17 protein-coding genes and 1 pseudogene are annotated in these 25,321 nt (G+C 64.2%); 15 read left to right on the top strand and 3 right to left on the bottom strand.

Annotation, left to right across the window (positions count from 1 at the left end; genetic code table 11):
• Positions 1-41 precede the first annotated feature (41 nt).
• A complete protein-coding gene (locus tag BMYO_RS06450) occupies positions 42-734 on the top strand; it encodes an HAD family hydrolase (protein ID WP_094667673.1) in 693 nt (230 codons plus the stop codon).
• 21 nt (positions 735-755) lie between these two features.
• Here the strand turns inward: BMYO_RS06450 and BMYO_RS06445 are convergent, their stop codons facing one another.
• Positions 756-1,376: a GNAT family N-acetyltransferase gene (locus BMYO_RS06445; protein WP_223852029.1), complete on the bottom strand. Its 621-nt coding sequence runs from the start codon at positions 1,374-1,376 to the stop codon at positions 756-758.
• A 276-nt stretch (positions 1,377-1,652) separates the two neighbouring features.
• Between BMYO_RS06445 and BMYO_RS06440 the strand changes: the two genes are divergently transcribed.
• The 5 genes from BMYO_RS06440 (at position 1,653) to BMYO_RS06415 (ending at position 7,965) form a co-directional block, all read left to right on the top strand.
• A complete protein-coding gene (locus tag BMYO_RS06440) occupies positions 1,653-3,704 on the top strand; it encodes a cation:proton antiporter (protein WP_158216961.1) in 2,052 nt (683 codons plus the stop codon).
• A 1,340-nt stretch (positions 3,705-5,044) separates the two neighbouring features.
• Positions 5,045-5,419 (top strand): GntR family transcriptional regulator, encoded by a 375-nt coding sequence (locus BMYO_RS06430; protein WP_094667669.1) that lies wholly within the window; start codon positions 5,045-5,047, stop codon positions 5,417-5,419.
• A gap of 52 nt (positions 5,420-5,471) precedes the next feature.
• Entirely contained in the window at positions 5,472-6,389 is a 918-nt protein-coding gene (locus tag BMYO_RS06425) for an ABC transporter ATP-binding protein (protein WP_094667668.1), read from the top strand.
• A 44-nt stretch (positions 6,390-6,433) separates the two neighbouring features.
• Positions 6,434-7,192 (top strand): ABC-2 transporter permease, encoded by a 759-nt coding sequence (locus BMYO_RS06420; protein ID WP_158216960.1) that lies wholly within the window; start codon positions 6,434-6,436, stop codon positions 7,190-7,192.
• A 5-nt stretch (positions 7,193-7,197) separates the two neighbouring features.
• Positions 7,198-7,965, top strand: coding sequence for an ABC-2 transporter permease (locus BMYO_RS06415; protein ID WP_158216959.1), 768 nt, complete (start codon positions 7,198-7,200; stop codon positions 7,963-7,965).
• 407 nt (positions 7,966-8,372) lie between these two features.
• On the opposite strand, the gene thrC is transcribed toward BMYO_RS06415, so the two are convergent.
• Positions 8,373-9,863, bottom strand: coding sequence for a threonine synthase (gene thrC / locus BMYO_RS06410; protein WP_094667665.1), 1,491 nt, complete (start codon positions 9,861-9,863; stop codon positions 8,373-8,375).
• A 368-nt stretch (positions 9,864-10,231) separates the two neighbouring features.
• On the opposite strand from thrC, the gene glyA reads away from it, so the two are divergent.
• The 4 genes from glyA (at position 10,232) to nadD (ending at position 14,434) form a co-directional block, all read left to right on the top strand.
• Positions 10,232-11,539: a serine hydroxymethyltransferase gene (gene glyA / locus BMYO_RS06405; protein WP_094667664.1), complete on the top strand. Its 1,308-nt coding sequence runs from the start codon at positions 10,232-10,234 to the stop codon at positions 11,537-11,539.
• A gap of 227 nt (positions 11,540-11,766) precedes the next feature.
• Positions 11,767-13,062, top strand: coding sequence for a glutamate-5-semialdehyde dehydrogenase (locus BMYO_RS06400; protein WP_094667663.1), 1,296 nt, complete (start codon positions 11,767-11,769; stop codon positions 13,060-13,062).
• Positions 13,059-13,586, top strand: coding sequence for a phosphoribosylglycinamide synthetase (locus tag BMYO_RS06395; RefSeq protein WP_094667662.1), 528 nt, complete (start codon positions 13,059-13,061; stop codon positions 13,584-13,586). Before BMYO_RS06400 ends, BMYO_RS06395 begins: the two co-directional genes overlap by 4 nt.
• 170 nt (positions 13,587-13,756) lie before the next feature.
• Entirely contained in the window at positions 13,757-14,434 is a 678-nt protein-coding gene (gene nadD, locus BMYO_RS06390; protein WP_094667741.1) for a nicotinate-nucleotide adenylyltransferase, read from the top strand.
• Between the two features lie 20 nt (positions 14,435-14,454).
• Here the strand turns inward: nadD and BMYO_RS06385 are convergent, their stop codons facing one another.
• Entirely contained in the window at positions 14,455-15,696 is a 1,242-nt protein-coding gene (locus BMYO_RS06385) for a glycoside hydrolase family 3 N-terminal domain-containing protein (protein WP_233428182.1), read from the bottom strand.
• A 178-nt stretch (positions 15,697-15,874) separates the two neighbouring features.
• Here BMYO_RS06385 and BMYO_RS06380 point away from each other — a divergent pair, with 178 nt between their 5' ends.
• From BMYO_RS06380 to mfd, 5 genes and pseudogenes are all read left to right on the top strand, one after another.
• Positions 15,875-19,183 carry a UPF0182 family membrane protein gene (locus BMYO_RS06380; protein WP_094667660.1) on the top strand — a complete coding sequence of 1,103 codons (3,309 nt, stop codon included), beginning with the start codon at positions 15,875-15,877 and terminating at the stop codon, positions 19,181-19,183.
• A 334-nt stretch (positions 19,184-19,517) separates the two neighbouring features.
• Positions 19,518-19,697, top strand: a pseudogene (locus BMYO_RS12430) (N-acetyltransferase family protein); the annotation flags it as partial.
• On the top strand, positions 19,689-20,216 hold the full coding sequence (locus BMYO_RS12425; protein ID WP_420807297.1) for a GNAT family N-acetyltransferase: 528 nt from the start codon (positions 19,689-19,691) through the stop codon (positions 20,214-20,216). The pseudogene BMYO_RS12430 and the gene BMYO_RS12425, both read left to right, overlap by 9 nt.
• Before the next feature lie 328 nt (positions 20,217-20,544).
• Positions 20,545-21,144, top strand: a complete 600-nt coding sequence (pth, locus tag BMYO_RS06370) for an aminoacyl-tRNA hydrolase (RefSeq protein ID WP_094667658.1) — start codon at positions 20,545-20,547, stop codon at positions 21,142-21,144.
• A 154-nt stretch (positions 21,145-21,298) separates the two neighbouring features.
• Positions 21,299-24,898 carry a transcription-repair coupling factor gene (gene mfd, locus BMYO_RS06365; protein ID WP_420807296.1) on the top strand — a complete coding sequence of 1,200 codons (3,600 nt, stop codon included), beginning with the start codon at positions 21,299-21,301 and terminating at the stop codon, positions 24,896-24,898.
• Positions 24,899-25,321 lie beyond the last annotated feature (423 nt).

Here is a 25,321-nt window from a genome sequence, read left to right as displayed (position 1 = left end):
TAGACAAGGAACATCTCGAACACGGACCGAGAGGAGCATCGATGGAACAGCCGACGCAATCCGCACCATCAGCGGAAGCGGCACGACCACGGAAAGCCGCCATCTTCGATCTGGACGGCACGCTGCTCAACTCGATGGGCGTCTGGAACCAGATCGACATCGACTGCCTTGGCAGACGGGGCATCGCGGTGCCCGAGGACTACACCGCCACTGTCGCGTCCATGCAGTTTCGTCAGATCGCCGAATACACCATCGCTCGCTTCGGTCTGACGGACACTCCCGAGGCGTTGATGGCCGAATGGGATGAGATGGCGTATGAGGCCTATGCGACCAAGGTCCAGGCCAAGCCGGGGGCGGTGGAATACCTCCGGGGGCTTGCGGCAGACGGCGTACGGCTCGGCGTCGCCACCACACTGCTGCCAAGGCTGCGCGAGGCCGCGCTCCGGCACTTGGGCATGGACGATTTCTTCGACACCATCGTGTCCGTGGACGACGCCGGCGGAGTCGGCAAAGACCATCCGGACATCTACCTGCTGGCCGCCGCACGACTCGGTGCCGAACCTGCCGACTGCATCGTGTTCGAGGATCTGCTCACCGGCATCCGCTCCGCCAAGTCGGCCGGCATGACGGTCTGGGCAATGTACGACGACTCGTCAGCGGCGGACTGGCCCGAAATCGGCCGCATCGCCGACGGCACCCTCCACGATTTCCACGCAGCCCCGCGCACTTGGTAGAGCGCAGGGCTGCGCAGACCACTAGAACACGGACTGCAGATCGGCGGAGCGGTTCGACGCGAAGCGCTGGCGTTCCAGCTCCTCACCTTCGCGGCGCTCCACCTCCTCGGCGGAGATGCGCTGCAGCAGCAACTCCACCGGTGCCCGATAGGTCACCTCGTCGTACAGGTGGCCCTCGCGCTCGACCGCCTCGGGGCGGCGTTCGGCCTCCTTGAATCCCAGAGATTCGGCCATATGACGGGCCCGCAGGTTGAACGACCACACCTTCACGATGATCGTCTTGGCGCCGAGCTGGGAGGCGGCGAGCCGGATGCCCAGCTTCATCGCCTGATTGCCGTAGCCGCGCCCCTGATAGTACGGGCCGATGAGCAACGTCATCGTCGCCTCGCGCTCCGGATCGGTGCATCCCCAGGCGGCGATGTGGCCAATCGGCTGTCCGTTGGCGTCAAGCACCGTACGGCCAAATTGTCGGTCGTCGTCGGTGTCGTTGGCGTCATGGAACAGGGCATCGATCTGTTCGTCGGTCAGCGTCTCGAGCGTGTTGCGGCAGGCGTCGGCGATGGTCTGGTTGTTCCACCACAGTTCGAAGTACGGGTAATCGGTGGGTTCGGTGATGCGCAATGTAACGGCGTTGTCTGGCATGGCTGCTCCCTTCACGGGCATTATAGACACGTCCGATGTTGCGACATTATGCATCCGGCCCGCGCCGCGCCGATGTTCGCCTGTTGTTCATCAAAGGGGTGGAATGGAAGAGGTGAGATGGATGATCCACCCGACGAGGGGCCATAAGCAAGTTGTTAGGGAAACGCCGTGGGGTGTCTTCCCCGCCGTATGACTTTCGTAAGAAACGCACGTCGGCCTGCGCCGCGCCGATACCTTGGAATGAAGGTATGTCTGGGGGAGAGAGGCGGCCGGGCGATGGAGAATGCGATACTCGTCACGGAAATTCTGTTTGCGATCCTCATTTCCTCGTTCCTGAGCCGGTTCCTGCCGAAGATCTCCACACCGCTCATCCAGATTGCCTTCGGCGTCGCCTGGTACTTCACCCCCGGACTGCGTAACATCCAGTTTGAACCGGACATGTTCATGCTGCTGTTCATCGTGCCGCTGTTCTATCTGGAGGCGCGCAACATCGACCGCAAGGCGTTGAGCAAGGATCTCAATCTGTCGTTGTCGCTGGCGGTCGGACTGGTGATGGTCACGATGGCCCTGAGCGGCGTGGCTCTTCATGAGATTTGGCCGGCCATCCCGATGATGGCCGCCGTGGCCATGGGCGCCATCATCAGCCCCACCGATGCGGTGTCGGTGGCCCAGCTGGGCGGCGTCGTGGAGCTCACGCCCCGCCAGCAATCCGTGTTGCAAAGCGAGAGCCTGCTCAATGATCCGGTCAGCCTGGTCGGTTTCCAGACCATGCTGGTGGCGCTCGCCACGGGTTCGTTCTCGCCGGTGGGCTTTGGCTGGCAGGTGTTGATGAGCTTCGTGCTGGGCACGCTGATCGGCGCCGTGGTCGGCTGGCTGTTCGACCGTGTGGTGCTGTTCATGCGCAGCCACAATCTTGAGGACGTCACTACCCGCATGCTCATGGAATGCTTCCTGCCGTTCGGCGTGTACCTGCTTTCCGAGCATGTCGGCATCTCCGGCTTGCTGGCCGTGGTGGCCTGCGGCGTGGTCATCACCTTCCCCCGCACCGGTGTGGGCGGCGATGTTGCCCGCGTCAATCTGGTTTCGAACTCCGTATGGCATTTCGTGGACTTCACGCTGAACGGTATGGTGTTCGTGCTGCTTGGCATCGAGCTGCCCATCGCCATGCGCGCGATCTGGGACGACCCGCGTGTGAATCTCTGGGCGATGATCGGTCTGGTGTTGCTGCTCACCGTGCTGACTTTGGTGTTGCGGTTCGTCTGGTGCGTGGCCACGCTGCGTTGGGCGAAGGATCTGACGACCGGCAAACGTCGCAAAATGACCCTTGAGCGCTGGCATTCGGCCGTGGTCATGACCTTCGGCGGTCCCAAGGGCGCGATTTCGCTGGCGATGGCCTTCTCGCTGCCGTATTCGGTGGACAACGGCGCCTCGGTGCCGGTGCGCAACATCATCCTGTTCATCGTTTCCGGCTATATCGTGCTGTCCATCATCATCTCGAACGTCATGCTGCCGCTGCTCTCGCCCAAGCCCGCCGACACCTCGAAGGAGGAGTGGGCCAAGCGAGACATCGTGATGCTGCGGCGTACCATCGCCAAGATCGTGGACAACGACACCCCGGAGACCCATGCGGCCGTCACCCGTGTACTCAAAAGCTACAACGACCGCATCGAGCGTGTGGAGGCGAACATGCCTTCCGCGTCGCCCCGCGAGGCGAACGAGCTGCGCATCCGCACGCTCAGGTGGGAGCGCGACTGGCTCACGAAGGCCATTGCGACCCGTGAGAACGTCGTCAACCCCGACGCGCAGACCATCACCCAGCTTCAGGGAGCGAAATACCTGCTCGAACACGTCGACGGTGTGCTGGAACGGCTGGAACCCGGTGAAGGGCGCGGGCGTGGCCTCATGTTCAACGTGGCCAAGCTGCGTCGCCGTTTCATGCCGGTCATCCGCCGCTTCTGGGAGGGCATCGCGCGTCGCACGCCGGGGCTGGAGGCCGAGCGCACCCGCGCGATCCGCGAGGTGCAGGTGCCTTTGTACAACGACATCATGGAGCGTCTGCAGGACCTCATCCTCGACCATGTCTACGACGCCGAGCTGGTCGCCGAGCTGCTCATCGAATACCGCAGGGCGCTGAACCAGATTCTCGACAACTCGATTTCGCCGCTACATGCGGCGGACAGCGCAAGCATCGAAGCCGTGCGCGCAAGCGCATTGCGCATGGAGCTGGGCACCATCCGTGAGATGCTCGAGAACAAGGAGATCACCCGCGAGGATGCGCGGCTCATGCGTTCGAACGTCTACCTCATGCAGGCCGAGTCGGTGGTGTGATCTGGGGTTCGCCGGGGTGCCTCGGGTCGGTCGGGGATGGGGATTGAACGAGCGGCTGTCAGTGAGGGGAAAATCGTGGTTCACGCGATGTTGCTTGGGGTGAACCACAATTGGTTAGAAGAAGAATCCTCCCGCTGCTCCGTGACCCCGGTCTATCTGTCTGCGGATATCCTGGTATGCCTGACGGAGTTCAGGGTTTGCCTCGTCCTGGGATTTTTTATCCAAACGATGCTCGACGCTGAAGAATATCGACAGGGTGACACAGAACGCCACTATCAGGATTATGGTGATTATCGTTCCCCATGACATGATGTTCCCCCTATCCGCGGCTGCCGTAGCCGGACCATGCCAGGCATGCTCTCTTTTGCCATTCGGGTGCCTTGGTCTGGAAGATGTTACGGCATGAATCGCTCGAAGGAACCCAGTGGTCATAGCATTGACCGTTAACGTAGAAATCGCATCGTTTCATGATCTGAATACCGGATGAGTGAACTCCTGCGGAAATAGTTGATGCCTGTGCCACGGTGGGGATCGCTGCCGACGTAGCGCATACTAGCGCTAGTGAGGCGATACCGCTGATAAAACCACGCTTCTTCATGATGACCTCTCGTTCAAATAGACGGTGAATGTTCCGGACAAGACGGGAAGCCTCTCTTCGAAATATTCAGCAGCGAGTCAGCTCCTCTTAGAGCAGACTACATACATGAAATGATACTCATTGCTTTTAAATCGTCAAGGCCCGGGGCCACTTCAGGGGATAGTCAAAGTGGTTCAACCAGACTGCGGAACATCCCAATGCTATGCTTGCTGCTCCACCGGCGGCGAAGCATGTGGAGGGGCGTCCCCGCCTCCGTCCAGTCCCGTCCCATCGAAGCTGATGAGACCGATCCGCCAGGGCACTCTCCGTTCCCGTTTCCGTCCCGATTCGATGCTCCTGGAAGGTTGTCTCCTGGAAGGTGCTCTGCGCCCTTTTATATCCTTTTTAGAATCTTTTTACATTCTTTTAGGCCCTCCGCAGCCCTACTCTCCCACCTACTCTCCCACCTACTCTCCCACCTACTCTCCCAACGAGTTTCAGAGCGAACCTACACCAAAAGGGGAGGGCCTAATGGTGTCCGCTTTGGCTCCCCTCCCTGAGGGGAGCTGTCAGCGAAGCTGACTGGGGGAGCAGCCCATCGCTCCGCCACGCCCTCCAAATCACCTACCGCCGCACTACTGTTCAACTGTTATGCAACACACCTTGACAGTGCTGCAAAACAGTTATACTGTTATGCATAACAGCTGAACAACCGACGGGTGGGGAGGCTGGAACCCAATCAACACAATCGAAAGGGGCATAGATGAAACTGATCATCTCATCCGTGTCCGGTGAACCGATCTACGAGCAGATCAAAACCCAGATCCGCGCCGCCGTGCTGGACGGCGGCCTCAAGGCCGGCGAGGCGTTGCCCTCGCTGCGCAAACTCGCCAAGGAACTGCGCATCTCCGTACTCACCGTCACCAGGGCGTACAACGAACTGGCCGATGAGGGCGTGGTGCAGAACATCCAAGGCAAAGGCACGTTCGTGATGGACAAGGGCAACGAGCTCATGAAACAGCAGCTCGAGGCCCAGGCCCGTATGAGTCTTGCCGAGGCCAGCCGCGCCGCCAAGGCCGCGGACATACCGCTGGAGCGGCTGGGGGAGATGCTCGCGGAGGAGTACCGCGCAAACTGACGCATACGCATGCACAAGCGAATGCGGCGAAACTGGTGAAAGGAGCATGGTGATGACCGCCATCACACCACAATCCGCGCCGACGGCACTGTCCGTCACCGGCGTGACCAAGCACTATGATTCCGGCTTCACGCTGGACGACGTGACCTTCGACCTGCCCGCCGGGTACATCATGGGTCTCATCGGCCCGAACGGCGCCGGCAAATCCACACTCATCAAGCTCATCCTCAACATGATCCACCGCGACGCCGGCGACATTCATGTGCTGGGCCTTGACAACCTCGCATACGAGGAGGCCGTCAAGGAACAGCTGGGCGTGGTGTTCGACTCCAGCTATCTCCACGAGCAGTGGAAGGTCAAAAACATCGAACGGGTCGTGGCGCCGCTGTACCCGGCATGGAACCATGACCTGTACCAGCGCCGTCTCGCCGAATTCGGACTCGCGGGCAAAGACAACGGCGGCAAGCTCGTCAAGGACCTCTCACGCGGCATGCAGATGAAGCTCATGCTCGCCATCGCGTTGAGCCACGACGCCAGACTGCTCATCCTGGACGAGCCGACCAGCGGCCTGGATGTGCTGGCCCGCGATGAGCTCATGGACCTGCTCCACGCCTATATCGAGGACGGTGAGCATTCGGTGCTCTTCTCCACACACATCACCGCAGACCTCGAGCGTGCCGCCGACTTCATCACCTACATCACCGGCGGCCGCCTGTATTTCACCGGTCCCAAAGACGAATTCGAGGAGTCGTTCACGCTGATCAAGGGCGGCCCGGACGAACTCGCGCAGCTGCCCGTCGGCATGGTGCTCGGCTCGCACACCTATGAGACCGGCTTCGATGCGCTGGTCCGCAGCGAAAACCTTGCCGCCGCCATGCGCGCGGTGCCGGGGCTCGTCACGGAACGCGCCTCCATCGACGACATCATCCGACTGACCAATACGCGTCACACGAGTGGGGAGGTGCTCTGATGTACGGGATGGTTCGACGTGCGTCTGCCGAGGCTCGCACTGAGATGCGTACCGGAGCATCTGCAAAAGTGCGCACCGATATCGGTGCCGGCAGAGGCGGCGGCGTGCGCGCCACATGCCGCGCGCTGGCATCCGCGTTGCGGGTCGATCTCAACTATCTGTTCGGCGATGGCGTTATGCAATATCCGATCATGTTCCTGATGCCGTTCGCGTTCCTCGTGGTGTTTCAGGACAGGGCCTTCATCGAGGACTTCGGATATACGCTCGCCGTTTCGATGGAAGTGTTCTCATGCACGGCGCTGATCGTCTCGATGGCGGTCGTCGATGTGCAGAGCGGCTACCGTCTGCGCGCGCTGATGCCGGTCTTGCGGCGCACACAGGTGCTGGCGCGTTACGTCATGGGTGTGGCGCTGGCCGTGCTCGCCTCCGTGATGATCGTGCTGCTCAATCTCCTGCAGTCGTATGTGATATCCGACTGGTCGGTCATGGCCAATATGCCGACGGCCGGGTGGGGGCTGCTCATCGTGCTGCTCGTCGTGGCCGTATACGTACCGCTCAGCTACCTGTGGAACAGCGCCAATGGATTGCAGGTGAGTCTCTTGGTGCTGTACCTCGTGTTCGTGGTCGGAATCATGTCGTGGAACGAAATATCGGGCGGAATCACCTCCGGTATGCTGCACGCGTTCGGATTCGCGTTCCCGCATATGGCGTTGTTCGCGGTAGCGGCGGTGGCGGTGACGATTGCGATCTACGTGGCCTCCTACCTGATCAGCGTGCGCATCTACCAGCGGAAGGAATGGTGATCGCCATGAACAAGGCTGCTGTTGCCCTCGCCGGGACTTCTCCCGGGTCCTCATCCCGCAGGCCGCTGTGGCGGTCCGCCTTGGTCCAGCTGCGGCTCGACGCCACCCGCGTCGGGTCGTTCGGGCCGGGCGATGTGCTGCTGTTGCTGGGTGTGGTCGCGATTTCCCTGCTGCTTGCTGTGCTGACGAAATTCGCTGGCATGGATGTCCGTGTGGCCAGCGGGCTGATCGGCGGCATTACCGGACTGTCCGCGGTGGCGGGATGGTCGATGGCTCTGGGGCCGAGCGTGATGGAGGACCAGAACGGTCATCGCGCGATGGCCGGGTTGGTTCCAATCGCCCGCACCCCGCAGGTGATCGGCAGGTTCTTCTACCTGCTGTATGCCGCGGCTTTGTGGAGCGTGACGATCGGCGTGTGCAATCTCGTTTTCGACGCGCTGCTCAAAGGCGGTGCGGATTTCTCCGACTTCTTCGCCCCGTGCGCGACGGTGTTCGCGGCAGTGGTCGTATTCGGGTCCATCATGCTGGCGTGCACCTATCGTTTCGGCGTCAGGCAGCTGATGATTGTGGCGGCCGTCATCATGGGCTCCCTTTACCTGCTGATGGCGCTGCTCTCCTTCCTGCCGGTCGCATGGCAGTCCGTCATCCTGACGGTTTTCGAGTTCCTGTCGGTGCCGTGGCATGCCGTGTTGGTCGGTGTGGTGCTCTGCGTCGTCGCATACGGCGCGTCCCTGTTCGTCGCCATCCGTATCTTCAATGCCAAGGACCTGTGACGGCACTCAATCCCGCCGAAGCCCGCTGTGAGGCGGGAAAACGGGACGAAACATAAGTCAGCGACGATGCCATGTTACGTTTCGTCCCGTTTTGGAGTGCCCAAGTGGGACGAAACGTAACACAGGGTCGTTCCTGACTTACGTTTCGTCCCGTTTTCGTAGTGGAGGGGTATGGGAGGCGTCCGGTATGGGAGGTGTTCCGAGAGTTTCCGAGAGTGGGGAAGCGGGGTGGTCATGGCGGAAAGTGACGGGATCGGGCTCGGAAGGCCATGGTGGTGCCGCCGCAACCGATTCCATCAGCCCGATGCCACGTTGGTCGGACCATCGACGCGACAACGGAAAGGGGTGATGGCTACGTGCCATCACCCCTTCGTCATGGTTCCTTCGAGGACGATTCGCCGGGACGCTTACAGCGCTTCGGCGGCGTTGGCCACGAAACGCTCCATGCCGTCGATCGGCACGACGTTCGTGAACCGCACCTCGGCGGTCTCGAGCCCGCGCAGGGCGGCCGGGGCGGTGGTGCCGGTCTCACGCGAGAGCACGTCCATGCATTCGAAGTCGGTGCCGGTGGCGTCGAAGCCCAGCGCCTCGTTCACCACGCGCGGGAACTTGTACGGGCTCGCGGTGGAGAGCAGCACGCGCGGGGTCAACGGGTCGCGCGGCATCTGCTCGAGCAGGTAGTAGCCGCAGGCGGTGTGCGGGTCGATGACGTAGTGGTTCTCGTCCCAGCAGTGTTTGATGGACTCGCGCACCTGATCCTCGTCGGCCCAGCCGGTGCCGAAGATCTGGCGGATCTTGGCCAGCAGCTCCTCCGGAACCTCATACGTACCCCACTTGTTGAGGTCGTTCATGAGCATGGCGATCAGTCGCGTGTCGCCCTCGGAGAAGTAGTACAGCATGCGCTCGAGGTTCGAGGAGATGAGGATGTCCATCGACGGCGAGATCGTCTGGAAGAACGGACGCTGACGGTTGTACGTGCCGGTGGTGAGGAAGTCGAACAGCACGTTGTTCTTGTCGGAGGCCACCACGAGGTGCTTGACCGGCAGACCCAGCAGCTTGGCGTAGTAGCCGGCGAGGATGTCGCCGAAGTTGCCGGTCGGCACCACGAACTCCACTTCGTCGCCCACGTTGATGACCTGACGCTCCAGCAACTGTGCGTAGGCGGAGAAGTAGTAGACGACCTGCGGCACCAGACGGCCCACGTTGATCGAGTTCGCGGAGGAGAGCACCACATGCGAGTCGGCGGCGAGCTTCTTGGCCAGCACACGGTCGCCGAAGATGCGCTTGACCGCGGACTGGGCGTCGTCGAAGTTGCCCTCGACGGCGGCGACCGACACGTTCGAGCCGGTCTGCGTGGTCATCTGCAGCTCCTGCACCTGGCTCACCTTGCCTTCCGGGTAGAAGACGGTGATGGCGGTGCCCGGCGCGTCCGCGAAGCCGGCCAGCGCAGCCTTGCCCGTGTCTCCCGACGTGGCGGTCAGGATCATGATCTTCTCGTCCGCGTCGCCGCCGACCGGGGTGGTGTGCGCCATGAAGCGCGGCAGGATCTGCAGGGCCACGTCCTTGAACGCGGAGGTCGGGCCGTTGAACAGCTCGAGGACGTAGTCGTCGCCCAGGGGCTTGAGCGGGGTGATGCGCTCATCCGACCACTGGCTGCCGTAGGCGTCGACGATGCACTGGCCCAGCTCCTCGGCGGAGAAATCCGGCAACAGGATGCTGAGCACTTCGGCCGCGATCTGCTGGTAGGACTTGCCGGCAAGGGAGGCGACGTCCACCTTCGTCTTGCCCAGGTCGTCCGAAACGAACAGGCCGCCGTCGTCTGCGATGCCCTTGCGGATCGCCTGTTTGGCGGTCAGCGAGTCGGTGGTGGAACGGGTGGAATGGAAGGTGGTAGCCACGGTTGAAATCCTTAGTCTGTGAATGACGAACAGCCTTATTAAGGGGTGGATCGAATCCTCATCATTTTAGCGTGCGGCATGGGCGTAGGCGGTGCGGCGTCTCGCATGACAGATTGTGCGGCGTATCGTTCGACGGATTGCCCGACAGATCGGCATCGAGGACACGTTTCGCGAATCGGGGAGATTCGTGGTCAAGCCCATGCGGTCAAGTCCATATCTCGAGACGGCATGTCCCGTGTTTTTCTGCCAATCATCGGGACAATTCGCCCGATTCGGCGCACGGAGGAAACAGCGCGGCCACAAACACGTCGTACACTCGACGCCCAAACGGCATGCCAGTCGTTGCCCACACCGACAAAGGAGCACAGATGACCGCTTCATCACTCGCCCAGAAAGCCACCGACGCCTTCAACGCGCCCATCAGCGCCGCCGACCCTGAGATCGCCGAACTGCTCGACTCCGAGCTGCACCGCCAGCAGGACGGCCTCGAGATGATCGCCTCCGAGAACTTCGTGCCGCGCGCGGTCCTCCAGGCGCAGGGCTCTGTGCTCACCAACAAGTACGCCGAGGGCTACCCCGGACGCCGCTACTACGGCGGCTGCGAATACGTCGACCAGATCGAAACCATCGCCCGCGAGCGCGCCAAGGCGCTGTTCGGCGCCGAATACGCTAACGTCCAGCCGCATTCCGGCGCACAGGCCAACGCCGCCGTTTATCAGGCGCTCGTCAAGCCCGGCGACACCGTGCTCGGCCTCGCCCTCGACCACGGCGGCCACCTGACCCACGGCATGAAGATCAACTTCTCCGGCCGCTTCTACCACGCCGAAGCCTACGGCGTGAACCCCGAGACCTTCCGCATCGACCCGGAAATCATCCGCCAGCGCGCGCTCGAGACCCACCCCGCCATGATCATCGGCGGCTGGTCCGCATACCCGCGCATCGAGGACTTCAAGGCCATGAAGGCGATCGCCGACGAGGTGGGCGCCAAGTTCTGGGTGGACATGGCCCACTTCGCCGGTCTTGTCGCCGCGGGCCTGCACCCGAGCCCGGTGCCGTACGCGGACGTGGTCTCCTCCACGGCCCACAAGACGCTCGGCGGCCCGCGCTCCGGCTTCATCCTGGCCAAGCAGGAGTATGCCAAGAAGCTCAATTCCTCGGTGTTCCCCGGCCAGCAGGGCGGTCCGCTCATGCATGTGGTGGCCGGCAAGGCCGTGAGCTTCAAGGTGGCGGGCACCCCGGAATTCAAGGACCGCATGCAGCGCACGCTCGACGGCGCGAAGATCCTCGCCGACCGTCTTCTCGCCGACGACGTCAAGGCCAACGGCATCACCGTGCTCACCGGCGGCACCGACGTGCATCTGGTGATGGTCGACCTGCGCAACTCCGAGATGGACGGCAAGCAGGGCGAGGATCTGCTGGCCGCTTGCGGCATCACCATCAACCGCAACACCGTGCCGTTCGACCCGCGCCCGGCCTCGGTCGCCTCGGGCCTGCGCATCGGCACCTCCGCGCTCGCCACGCGCGGCTTCGGGCCGAAGGAATACGAGGAGGTGGCCGACATCATCGGCACCGCGCTCGCCGCCGGCCCGTCCGCCGACGTGACCGCGCTCAAGGCCCGCGTGGACAAGCTCGTTGAGGACTTCCCGCTCTATCCTGACCTCGACCAGATCCACTGATTTACTGATTGATCTACTGATTGCTGATTTACCGGCTCCCCTCCGTGAGGGGAGCTGTTGAACGAAGTGAGACTGAGGGGAGTCGCGGAACCAGCTCGTAACTCCCCTCAGTCGGCTTTGCCGGCGGCTACTCTCAAGGAGGGGAGCCAAGTCGTATTTCCTGCCTGCTCAGTGAGAAACGGCCCGAAACAGGCGGCATGCCGCATTGTGCGTTACCCTTGTCTGTTATGAGCGATGAACTGACCACCAAGGTATTCGACGCCGTGTGCGCGCAGGCCGACCGCGCCGCCCAGGCTCAGCGTCGGCTTGCGCAGGCCGACACCGAGGCCAAGAACGAACTGCTGCTCGCCATCGCCGACGCGCTTGACGCCCACGCCGACGACATTGCCGGCGCCAACGAGTTTGACATGATCGCCTCACGGGATGCCGGCATGGATGCCGGCAAGCTCGATCGTCTGCTCTTCGATGCCCCGCGTGTGGCCGCCGCCGCACAAGGCGTGCGGCATGTGGCCACTCTTCCTGACCCGGTGGGGCAGATCGTGCGCGGCTACAACCTGCCCAACGGTCTGCGCCTGACGCAGACACGCGTGCCCATGGGCGTCATCGGCATGATCTACGAGGCCCGCCCGAACGTCACCGTGGACGTGGCGAGCCTGTGCCTGAAATCCGGCAACGCAGCGCTGCTCCGTGGCGGTCACGCCGCCGAACGCACCAACGCCGCCACGCTGTCCGTCATCGCCGACGTGCTGGAAAGCCATGGCTTCGACCCGGCGCTGGTGCAGTCCGTGGACCGGTACGGGCGCGAGGGCGCCACCGCCATGATGGAGGCGCGCGGCCATATCGACGTCCTCGTGCCGCGCGGCGGCGCGGGACTCATCCAGGCCGTGGTGCGCAACTCCAAGGTGCCCGTCATCGAGACCGGGGCCGGCAACGTGCACATCTACGTGGACCGCTCCGGCGACCTCGGCAAGGCCATCCCGATCATCCTCAACGCCAAGACCCAGCGCGTGGGCGTGTGCAACGCCGCCGAGAAGCTGCTGGTGCATAAGGATGTGGCCGCCGAGTTCCTGCCCGCCATCGCCACGACCCTTGCGCAGGCGGACGTGGTGCTGCAGGCGGACACCGTCTCCTACGACATCATCCAAGGCGCCGCCATCGAAGGCGCCGCGCTCAACCACGCCACTGACGAGGATTGGGACACCGAGTATCTCGCGCTCAGGATGGGCGTCAAGGTGGTCGCCGATCTGGACGAGGCCATCGAACACATCAACCGGCATTCCACCGGCCATACCGAATCGATCATCGCCGAGGACTACGAGGCCATCGAAACCTTCACCAAGCGTATAGACTCGGCAGTGGTCATGGTCAACGCCTCCACCCGCTTCACCGACGGCGGCGTGTTCGGCTTCGGCGCCGAACTCGGCATCTCCACGCAGAAGATGCACGCCCGCGGTCCGATGGGGTTGCAGGAGATGACCACCACCAAATGGATCGGCTACGGAACAGGACAGGTGCGCGCATGAGCGAGAACATCAAGGATACCGCCGGCGAGGCGCAGGACGGCAAGCTCGGACTGAAGATCGCGGCCGAACGGCTGAGCATCGTGCGGTACGTCTTTCTGGTCCAGATCGAGGATGGCATCGCCTCCGCCGCCCAGCGTGCGTCGCTGGAGTATGCGGACGCCGTGCTCATCGGCTGGCCCGAGACCGATTCGCCCGATGTGGTGGATCTGGACGACGATCAGCTGCACACCGTCCGCGAGCACATGGAACTCATGGAAGGCTACATCGCCAAGTTCTCGCAGATGGAGCGCGACGGCGACATCGACGGCATGACTGACACGCTCATCCGCATCACCGAGCGGGTGGCCGAGATTCGTCGTCTCTACCAGCCGGACTTCCCGCTGCCCACGTTCGCGGAGATCCGCCGTGTGGTCCAGGACGAGTGGAACGAGGATATGGGCAAGATCGACCCACAGGAAGGCGACCCCACGGCCGACGAGATCGAGCAGGAGACGCAGGCGGCCGACAAGGACGGCATCGCATGAGCGGCAGCGAACCGGCCGAACTCGTCGCCGTACAGTACGCGGAGACCGTGGAATCGGAATCAGGGCAGATGCCTGAGCCGGACCGCCCGATGGGACGGGACCCGAGGACGGCCCGGAATGGGGGCGACCGCATCGCAACGGGCGAACCCGGCGGTGAGGGCGCCCGACGCATGAGCGACCTGTCCGGTCAGGACATGGAGCATGCCGGACACGGCCGTGGACGGCTTTCGGCGCGCGGCAACTGGCATAGCCGGCTGCGCATCGGCATCATGGGCGGCACCTTCGACCCGATCCATAACGGCCATTTGGTCGCCGCATCGGAGGTCGCATGGGTCTACGACCTGGACGAGGTGATCTTCGTGCCCACCGGCCGGCCCGTCTTCAAGTTGGACAAGCATGTGACCAACGCCGAGGACCGGTATCTCATGACCGTGATCGCCACCGCCTCAAATCCGAAGTTCACCGTCTCGCGCGTCGATATCGACCGTCCGGGCGTCACCTACACCATCGACACGCTGCGTGACATCCGCGCCCAGCATCCGGATGCGGAGCTGTTCTTCATCACCGGTGCGGACGCCGTGGCCGAGATCATGCAGTGGAAGGACGCCGAACTCATGTGGGACCTCGCCCACTTCGTGGCCGTCACCCGCCCGGGATATTCCAGTCCCGACGGAGTGACCCTGCCCGAAGGCAAGGTGGACACGCTCGAAATCCCCGCCTTGGCCATCTCCTCGACCGATGTGCGTCGCCGTGCCGAGCACAACGAGCCGGTCTGGTACCTCGTGCCGGACGGCGTGGTCCAATACATCGGCAAGCACGGCCTATACTCGCACGTCCACGACGAGTAGAGACCGGCGGCCCCGGCCCGCTACTTCGCCTGTGCCAGACCCATCCTGATCTTCAACGTCATCACACGTACGGCGGATTCGGTCACCTTCTTGGCGAACGCCTCGTCGGCCGAGGCCTGCATGTTGAGCCCGCGCAGAATCGGCTCGGCATAGTCCACCTGACCGATGCAGGCCAGGTCGCCTCCCGCCTCGACCATCCTCACGCCGAGCTGTGTGGCGTCGTAGCCGCTCAGGGCTTCGGCGGACAGTGAATCCGAGGTCACCACGCCGTCATACCCCAGGTCGCCGCGCAGGTGCTTCTCGATGATCGCCGAGGAGAACACCGCCGGATTCGCGGGGTCGATGGCCTGATAGGTGGCCAGCGACATCATCACCATGGCCGGTGAGGACTGCCTGATGGCCGTATCGAACGCGCCGATCTCGCTGCCGTCCAACGTGGTGGTCGTGTCGAGAATGCCCTCGGCGGTGAAGTCCGTGTTGCCGGTCACCGCGCCCAGACCCGGATAATGCTTGACCGAGGTTTCGACGCCGGCGTCCCGCATGCCTTCGACGAACGCCACGCCATGCGCCGCATTGCCTGCGGCGTCCAGCCCGAAGTCGCGGTTCAGCGCGCCGATCGGGGCGTTCGAGGCGCGATCCACCGTGACCGTGCCGAGCACCGGTGCCAGATCGACGTTCACGCCCGCCGCCGTCAGCTGCGACCCCCACGTCTTGGCCGATGCGCGCAATTGATCCGTGCCCATCGCCCCCTGTTCGACGGCCGAGGGCATCACGTCGAATCCCGTGCCGGTCAGATGCTGCACCTGTCCGCCTTCCTGATCGGTGGCGATGATGAGCCGGTTGCCGCTCGGCGCATAGCCCTGCAACTGGTCGGCCGCGGCCTTCACGCTCGCGGTGCCGCCGGTCCAATTGCCGATGATGAGTACCGAGCCCGCGTGGTCGTTCTGGATGGTCGACGCCAAGGCCGACGGGTCGGTCCCGGCGAACAGCGGCACCATGACGAGCTGTCCGACACGCTCCGTCATACTCATCGCCGAGACCAGCCGACGCGCCTGGGCGGCGGCCGAATCGTCGGGCTTGGGGGAGGAGATGCGGTTGAGCGACTGGTTCCCACCGCCGTCCGCGGCGTTCTTCGCGCCGGTGCCCGAGCCGGATGCGGCGTTCGCGCCGCGTAGGAAGTCGAACGCGCCCGTGCGCCACCCGTAGGCCACCGTGCCCGCCAAAGCCAGCGCCAGCACGCAGATGACGGCTGCGACCACCATGCCTACATGGGAGGCCTTGCGGACGGAACGGGAGACATGTAGATGGCGTGGACGAACTCTTCTCATGATTCCCAAGAGTAGGTCAGGGTGTGCTCCTGCGCGTCGGCCGGGTTCGCTGGAAGTAGCCTGTGCGCTCGCGGCATAATCCCCATTCCCGACCTGTCTGTAGGCTGGGACCATGTCTTTCAACGACCCTTTCTCGATACTGTTCGGCAACGGAGACGGCGATTCACGCCGCGGCAAGGCCGATGACGACGATCCGATCATTCTTGACGTCGAGGCCGATGGGGATGGCCCCGACCATGGTGGCGCCGGACGCGTCTCCAACGCCGGAGGCACCCGCCCGCCGCACGGCCCCGGCAATCCGCGACTGACCCGCATGCCGGCCGGCTCGGGCGGCGATTCGAGCCGTGGCACCAAGGTGCTGATCGGCGTGGTGTTGGCGCTGGTCGTCATCGTGGGTCTGTTCTTCGGTCTGTCCCGTTTCATCACGGATCTCATGTGGTATGGCCAGCTCGGCTTCCAATCCGTGGTGTGGACCCAGCTGGGCGTCAAGGTGGGACTGTGGGTGGCGTACGCGCTGCTCATGGCGCTGACCGGTTTCGTCGCCGCATGGCTGGCGATCCGCGCCCGCCCGGACGCGGCGGACGGCTCGACCATCCGCATCAACGGCGACGTGATTGAAGTGGGCAAGTCCTTCAGCTCGAAGACCGCCCGCCGCGTGGCCGTGGTGGTCTCGCTCATCGTGGGCGTGATCTTCGGCGCGCAGTTCAACGCCAACTGGAGCGAGATCCTGCTCATGTTCAACGCCCAGAGCTTCGGCGTCACCGACCCGCAGTTCGGACTGGACACCGGCTTCTACGTGTTCGTGCTGCCGGGACTCAAGCTCGTGCTGGCGGCCGTGGCCATGCTGCTCGGCGTCGGACTGGTGTTCTCCCTGATCACCCATGTGCTCATGGGCGGCATCCGCCTGACCATGCCCGTCAAGGGCCGTGGCCTGTTCGCCATCACCAAGCGCGCCCGCCGCCAGATCGCCATCTGGTTCATGCTCAACATGTTCGCCTGGGCCGCGCGTCAGGCCGTGGGCGTGTTCGACCAGCTCACCGTGCAGGGCTCGCGCATCACCGGTGCCTCCTACACCGCAGTGCACGCCAACATCCCGGTCACCTTCATCATGGCCGCGCTCACCGCCATCCTCGGCGTGGTGCTCGGTGTGTGGCTCATGCGCTCCCATGCGCTTGAAGGCCAGGCGTCCCTTGGCGTGCGCGCCTCGGCGGCCATCAAGGCATGGCGCGTGCCGGTGGTTTCGGTCGCCGCGTTCGTGGTGGTCTCCCTCGTGCTCACGATGGCATGGCCGCTGCTGCTGCAGCGCTTCCGGGTGAACCCGAACGCCCAGGAGATGGAATCCACCTACATCCAGCGCAACATCGACGCCACCCGCGCCGCCTACGGTCTCGACAAGCTCAAGACCGAGCAGTACACGGTCACCAGTAAGGGCGAGCAGGGCGCACTGGCCAAGGAGGCGGACACCACCGCCCAGATCCGACTGCTCGACCCGCAGGTGGTCAGCCCCACGTTCAAGCAGCTGCAGCAGTCCAAGCAGTACTACACCTTCGCCGACACCCTCGCCGTGGACAAGTACGAGATTGACGGCGTCTCCCAGGACACCGTGATCGCCGCTCGCGAGCTGGACCTCGACGGCAACGACAACCGCAACTGGGTCAACGACCACACCGTCTACACCCACGGATACGGCGTGGTGGCCGCCTACGGCAACAAGGTGACCGCCGACGGCCAGCCCGAGTTCTTCGAGTCGGGCATCCCCACGCAGGGCAAGCTCACCGATGCCGAGAAGTACGAGCCGCGCATCTACTTCTCCCCGAACACCACCGAGTACTCCATCGTGGGCGCCCCCGAAGGCACCCAGCCGTGGGAGTTCGACTACCCGACCGGTTCCGAGGGCGCGCTGACCACGTTCAAGGGCGACGGCGGCCCGTCCGTGGGCAACCTGCTCTCCCGCATCCTGTACGCGATCCGCTTCGGCTCGGACCAGATCCTCTTCTCCGACCGTGTGACCTCCGACTCGCAGATCCTCTACGACCGCTCGCCGAAGGAACGCGTGGCCAAGGTCGCGCCGTACCTGACGCTCGACGGCCGCGTGTACCCGGCGGTGGTGGACGGTCGCGTCAAGTGGATCGTCGACGGCTACACCACCTCCGACGCCTACCCGTACTCGCAGATGACGAATCTGGGCACCTCCACGAAGGACTCCACCACGGTGTCCTCCGCGACGGTCTCCTCGCTCGGCTCCCAGCAGGCCAACTACATTCGCAACTCGGTCAAGGCCACCGTGGACGCCTACGACGGTTCCGTGGATCTCTACGTCTGGGACCAGTCCGACCCGGTGATCAAGGCGTGGGAGAAGATCTTCCCCGGCCAGTACCACCAGCTGAGCGAGATCTCCGGCGACCTGATGAGCCACCTGCGCTACCCGGAGGGCCTGTTCAAGGTCCAGCGTGACCTGCTCTCCAAGTACCACGTCACCTCGGCCAACCAGTACTACTCCGGTGAGGACTTCTGGCAGACGCCGGTGGACCCCACCGAGTCCCAGGCCCAGCAGGACCAGGACATCCTGCAACCGCCGTACTACCTGACGCTGCAGACCGGCGGCACCGAGGAGCCCATCTTCTCCCTGACCTCCACGTACATCCCGGCCGGCCAGTCCACCCGTGAGATCTTGACCGGCTTCCTGTCGGTGGATTCGGACGCGGGTAGCGAGAAGGGCGTGATCGGTCCGAACTACGGCACCATCCGACTGCAGGAGCTGCCGAAGGACTCGAACGTGCCGGGCCCCGGACAGGCGCAGAACAACTTCAACGCCAATGCGGATGTGTCCAAGGAACTGAACCTGCTGCAATCCGGCGACACCCAGGTGGTGCGCGGCAACCTGCTCACGCTGCCGCTCGGTGGTGGTCTCGTCTACGTGCAGCCCGTATACGTCAAGTCCTCGGGCACCACGTCGTTCCCGCTGCTTAAGAAGACGCTGGTGGCCTTCGGCGATCAGGTTGGTTTCGCGGACACCTTGGACGAGGCGCTCGATCAGGTGTTCGGTGGCGATTCCGGTGCGGCCGCGGGCGATGCGCAGAACGCGGATGGATCCGACTCGGCCTCGCAGGGTTCGACTGGCTCGTCCGGCTCGTCCGACGAACAGGGCGGTCAGTCCGGCGATGCGAACAACGGCTCGACGGACCAGTCCGATCAGGGCAAGGCCGACGGTTCCGGTTCCGGTGCTTCCGGCGGCACGTCCTCCGGCACATCCGGTTCGGGCGCGGCACGCAGCCCGGAGCTGCAGCAGGCCCTCGAGGATGCCGCCCAGGCCATGAAGGACAGCCAGTCCGCCATGAAGAACGGCGACTGGACCGCCTACGGCAAGGCCCAGCAGCAGCTCGAGGACGCCCTGAACAAGGCCCTCGAACTCGACAAGTAGGCCTAGGGCCGCTGCTCATGGGATTCTGGGCATAATCGGGCCGATTATTGGCCGATCGTCCGGTCGCGGACTGCCCGTGCGTGATGTTCTGGGCATAATCGGACCAGTTAACTGGCCGTGGACTGTCCGTGCATGGGATTCTGGGCATAATCCGACCGGTTATTCTGGGCATATACGGTTCATATACGACGTTCTGGGCATATGCGTGTCAGATACAGGCGATTTTCCGCCGTATCTGACACGCATATGCCCAGAACTGTTATTTGGCGTCGGTTCATGGCCGGTATATGCCCAGAACCGACCTCTCCGCGCGCGGCGATGCTAGGCTGTGCGCATGCCCTATACGTTCACGTTCAGACCGGCCGTCGAATCGGATCTTCAGGCCATCACCGACATCTACAACGCCTCCGTCATCGCCGGCGGGTCCACCGCCGACCTTGTCCCGCGCACCCTCGATCAGCGCCGGGCATGGGTGGAATCGCACCGGCCGCCCTACGGCGTCTTCGTGGTGGAGGCATCGACGGCCGAAGGCGGTGCCGCGGCGGGCGGCGGCGAAGCGGGGAACGGCGTCGGCCCCGAAGGCATCGGTCCGGAACGCGTTGTCGGTTCCGGAGACGATACCGGGGCGACGATGCCGGTGGCCGAAGACCGCGACGGGATAGATGACGATGCCAAGCCTGAGAGCAGCATCGATTCCAAAGATGGCACTGGCACCGCGACGCGGGTCATCGGCTTCGGCGCGCTGTCGGTCTTCTACGACCGTGCCGGCTACGACGGCGTCACCGACCTCGCCTACTACATCGACCCCGCATGGCAGGGCAGGGGAGTGGGCACCTTCCTGCTCGGACGGCTGCTTGATGAGGCCCGTGCCCGTCAGATGCGCAAGGCCTGTGGCATCATCTTCGCGGACAACGCCGGCTCCATCGCCCTGATGCGGCGCTTCGGCTTCACCCGGTTCGGTCTCATGCCCTCCGCCGCCACCGACTCCACCGGCACCATGCGAGACATGTCCTACTGGTATCTCGATCTGTAGTCACCTGTATGGAAGTCTGCCGACTGGATTGCCGGGCCTCCCTTTCGATGAGCCGACTCGATGAGCCGACTCGGCAGCCCCGAGGCGTGCTCGGTGCTCAACGGGTTCCTATCGCGGGATGCCCCGATGAAGAACACGGAGCCAGCTCGACTGTCCGGCCGTTCGTTGCGGCTCACGACGGGTCTCACCCCCGGTGTCGGTGTAGCGGAGGCGTGAAGTCGAGGCGGGCCGAGTACAATCTTGAAGGTTGATTTGCCGCCCCGCCGCATGCCGATTGCATGACGCCGGGCACGGCAATGGAAGTGCATGAGAAGCAACGAGGAGCGACATGGCATCGGATTTCTGGCTGATCGTGGGACTGGGCAATCCCGGCAAGAAGTATGAGGGCACCCGTCACAACATGGGCTTCATGACCGCGGACCTGCTGGCCGAACGCTGGTCGGTGGCCTTCTCCGACCACAAGGGCCTCGCCATGCTCGGCAAAGGCGCGATGAACCTCGAGGGCCGTACCGTCAAGTTCTTCCTGGCCAAGCCGCTCACCTACATGAACGACTCCGGCAACGCCGTGGCCTCCATCTCCGCCTACTACCAGATCGAACCGGACCACATCGTGGTGATCCACGACGACATGGACCTGGAATTCGGCCGCATCAAGGTCAAGGCCGGCGGCTCGGCGGGCGGCCACAACGGCATCAAATCCATCGACCGGTCCTTGGGCACGCCGAAGTACGCCCGCGTGCGCATGGGCGTCGGCCACGCCAAGCGCGGCCCCAATGCACACGACAACACGGTCAACTGGGTGCTCGGCGGATTCGGCCCCGACCAACGCAAGCAGCTGCCCGAATTCCTGGCCGACGGTGCCGACGCCGCCGAGGACATCGTCTTCAAGGGCCTCGCCAAGACCCAGGAGATGTTCAATGGCCGCTGACGCCGCATCCGGCACTCCGGCCACCGGCGTCTCCGGCATCGCATCCGATTCCGTGTCCGGTTCCCGCGCCGCATCAGCCTCCGCCGCATCCTCGCAGACCGTAGCTTCCCCGGCCTCCGTCAATGGTCAGCCGATCGATGGCTCACTGGCCGGCGTGCTGGCCCAGTTGCTCAAGGACCCGAACTTCCGCGCCCTGGCCGCCGGCGACATCACGCCATCCGAGGAATCCGGCGCCGACCCGTCGATTCTGGCCGGCATGCCCGACGGCCTGCGCCCGGCACTTGCTGCGGCCATCGCACAAGGTCTTGCGCAAGACGATGCCGCGCAGGCCACCGCACCGACCACCATGCGGACCGCCCCGCAGAACGCTGACGACGAGTCCGGCCATCGCGCCGGCAAGCCGGTGATCCTCGTCGTCGCCTCCGGCCGTGAGGCTGAGGAGACCGTCGGCGCGCTGCGGTCCTGGTATGACGGCGACCCGAACGACATCGCCCAGCTTGAGGCGTGGGAGACGTTGCCTCATGAACGGCTGAGCCCGCGCGCCGACACCGTGGCCAGCCGCATGGCCGTGTTCCGCCGGCTCAAGCATCCGGACGCGCACGACCCGATGTTCGGTCCCATCCGCATTCTGGTGATGCCGGTGCGTTCCCTTATCCAGCCCGTGGTCAGGAATCTGGGTGACGTGGAACCGCTCGTGTTCACCGTGGGGGAGGACCTGCCGCTCGACGAGGCCGCCAGGCGACTCATCGAGAACGCCTACACGCGCGTCGAACTGGTCATGGACCGCGGCGAATTCGCGGTACGCGGCGGCATCCTCGACGTGTTCCCGCCGACCGCGCCGCATCCGGTGCGCATCGAGTTCTTCGGCGACGAGATCGACACCATCAGGGAATTCCACGCCTCCGACCAACGCACCTACGGCGATGGCCTCAGGACCATCTGGGCCACCGCATGCCGAGAACTGCAGCTCACCGACGCGGTGCGCAAGCGCGCCAAGGCGCTCATCGGTTCAATCCCGAACGCCGAGGACATGCTCGAATCCATCGCCAACGCCATCCCGGTCGAAGGCATGGAATCGCTGATGCCCGCGCTCGTGGACCATCTGGAGCCGGTGCCCTCGCTGCTGCCGAAGGACGCCGTCATCCTGCTCAGCGACCCGGAGAAACTGCGTCGTTCCGCCGAGGATCTGGCCAAAACCGCAAACGAATTCCTGGCCGCCAGCTGGCACGTCGCCGCATCCGGTCACGGCGCCGGCGCGCCCATCAGCTTCGACGAGGCGAGCTTCCTCGATTTCGAGGAGACCATCAGCGCCCTCGAATACTCCGAACATGACGTGGTCCGCCTCACCAGTTTCGGCGTGGACGCCACCCTGCCCGGCCATGTGCAGCTCGACGCGCAGAACCCGGCCGAATTCCGCGGCGACGAGGCCAAGGCCAGCCGTGGCATCGAAGGCCTGATCGACGCCGGATTCGACGTCACCATCACCGCAGCCGCAGCCGGCACGCTCGCCCGACTCAAGCGCGCCATCAACACCACCGGCATCGCCACGTTCGACACGATCCGCTCCCAGGCCATCGACGGCTTCGTGGATGGTGCGGCGAAGATCGCCCTGCTCACCGAGCGCGACCTGACCGGCCGCACGTCCGCAGTGGCCGTCGCCAAGACGCCGAAGCGCCGCCGCAAGGCCATCGATCTGATGGAGCTCAAGAAGGGCGACTACGTGGTTCACGAGCAGCACGGCATCGGCCGGTTCGTGGAGATGCGCCAGCGCACCATCGGCACCGGCGCCAACCGGACCACCCGTGAATACCTCGTCATCGAATACGCGCCCAGCAAACGCGGCGCGCCGGCGGACAAGCTGTTCATCCCCACCGATCAGCTCGATCAGGTCAGCAAGTACATCGGCGCCGAGGTGCCCAAGCTCAACAAGCTGGGCGGCTCCGACTGGGCGGCCACCAAGGCCAAGGCACGCAAGCACGTCCACGAGATCGCCGACGACCTCATCAAGCTGTACTCCGCCCGTCAGCGCGCCCGCGGATTCGCCTTCAGCCCGGACACCCCGTGGCAGAAGGAACTGGAGGACGCCTTCCCCTACCAGGAGACCGCCGACCAGCTCACCACCATCGACGAGGTCAAGGCGGACATGGAGAAGTCCGTGCCGATGGACCGCCTCATCTGCGGCGACGTGGGCTTCGGCAAGACCGAGATCGCCGTGCGCGCCGCGTTCAAGGCCGTGCAGGACTCCAAGCAGGTGGCCGTGCTCGTACCCACCACGTTGCTCGTGCAGCAGCATTACGAGACGTTCAGCGAACGCTTCGAGGGATTCCCGGTGAACGTGGCCGCCATGAGCCGCTTCCAGACCACCAAGGAGATCAACGAGACCATCGCCGGGCTTGAAGAGGGCACGGTGGACGTGGTCATCGGCACGCACAAGCTGCTCAATCCCAAAGTCAAGTTCAAGGACCTGGGCCTCGTGATCATCGACGAGGAGCAGCGTTTCGGCGTCGAGCACAAGGAGACCCTCAAGGCCCTGAGAACCAATGTGGACGTGCTGTCGCTCTCCGCCACGCCTATCCCGCGCACGTTGGAGATGGCCGTGACCGGCATCCGCGAGATGTCCACGCTCGCCACGCCGCCCGAGGACCGACTGCCCGTGCTCACCTATGTGGGCGCCTACGAGGACGCGCAGGTCACCGCGGCAGTGCGCCGCGAGCTGTTGCGCGGCGGCCAGGTGTTCTACGTGCACAACCGCGTGCAGGACATCGCGCATGTGGCTGACAAGCTGCACACGCTGGTTCCCGAGGCCCGCGTCGGCATCGCCCACGGCAAGATGGGGGAGAAGCAGCTCGACCAGATCATCCGCGACTTCTGGCACCGCGACATCGACGTGCTCGTGTGCACCACGATCATCGAGACCGGTCTCGATATCTCGAACGCGAACACGCTCATCGTGGACCACGCCGACCGCTTCGGCCTCTCGCAGCTCCACCAGCTGCGCGGCCGTGTGGGCCGTGGCCGCGAGCGCGCGTACGCCTACTTCCTGTACGACCCTGCCAAGCCGATGACTCAGCAGTCGCACGACCGACTGGCCACCATCGCCCAGAACACGGCGCTCGGCTCCGGCTTCGACGTGGCGATGAAGGATCTGGAGCTGCGCGGCACCGGCAACCTGCTGGGTGACGAGCAGTCCGGCCACATCGAGGGTGTGGGATTCGACCTCTACGTGCGCATGGTGTCCGAGGCGGTGGAGAAGTACAAGGAACCCGAGGAGAACGTGGAGCCGGTGGCCGTGTCCATCGACCTGCCCATCGAGGCCTCCATCCCGGTGGACTACATCGATTCGGACAAGCTGCGTCTCGAGGCGTACCGCAAGCTCGCCTCCGCGCGCAACGAGACCGATCTGAAGGATCTGGCCGAGGAGCTCGCCGACCGTTACGGCAAGCTGCCCGAGGAGTTCGAGACGCTGTTCGACGTGGCGCGGCTGAAGTTCAAGGCCCGCAAGCTGGGCGTCTCCGAGATTCTGGCGCAGTCCAACCGTGTGCGCGTGGGCCGTATCGACCCGCCCGAATCCGTGCAGATGCGCATGGCCCGCATCTACAAGGGCACGCAGTACCGCCCGGTCACCCATCAGCTGCTGGTCCCCGCGCCGTTCAACGGCTCGCTTGGCCAAGGCCCGATGAGCTCCGACCAGATCGTGCTGTGGGCCAACCAGCTGTTGGACGATTTGGCTTGGACGCCCAAGCCGCGCAAGTAGCGGCGGCATAGCGGCGGCGGTTTATAGCCTGCGGTCTGGTTGGGGCGGGGCGGAGGTTACGGTCTGCTGCGAGTGGGAGTGGGGCGGAGCCGGGGGACCCCGCGCGACGGCGTCGGATGCCTCAAACGCGCCTCAAACGGACTGTAAGTATGCGGAGCGACGAAGCTGCCGCGTACATACAGTCCCTCCGAAGCCCCGAACGGACGGTATGTATGCGGGATGACGCAGTACCCGCGTACATACAGTCGCTAAGAGTCCCGAAACGGACTGTAAGTACGCGGGACCTTCGACGGGACGCGTACTTACAGTCCGTCTGACCGCCCGGTCGGTCCGGGCTGCGTTCACGGGATGATTGCGTCCGGCGCGTCTCCGGACGCGACCATCCGCTCAAACCAGACAGTCTCTTCGATGCGACTGTTTCTG

The sequence above is a fragment of the Bifidobacterium myosotis genome (genome assembly GCF_002259745.1).
Taxonomy (GTDB): Bacteria; Actinomycetota; Actinomycetes; order Actinomycetales; family Bifidobacteriaceae; genus Bifidobacterium; species Bifidobacterium myosotis.
This window is presented reverse-complemented; position numbering and strand designations above follow the sequence as displayed.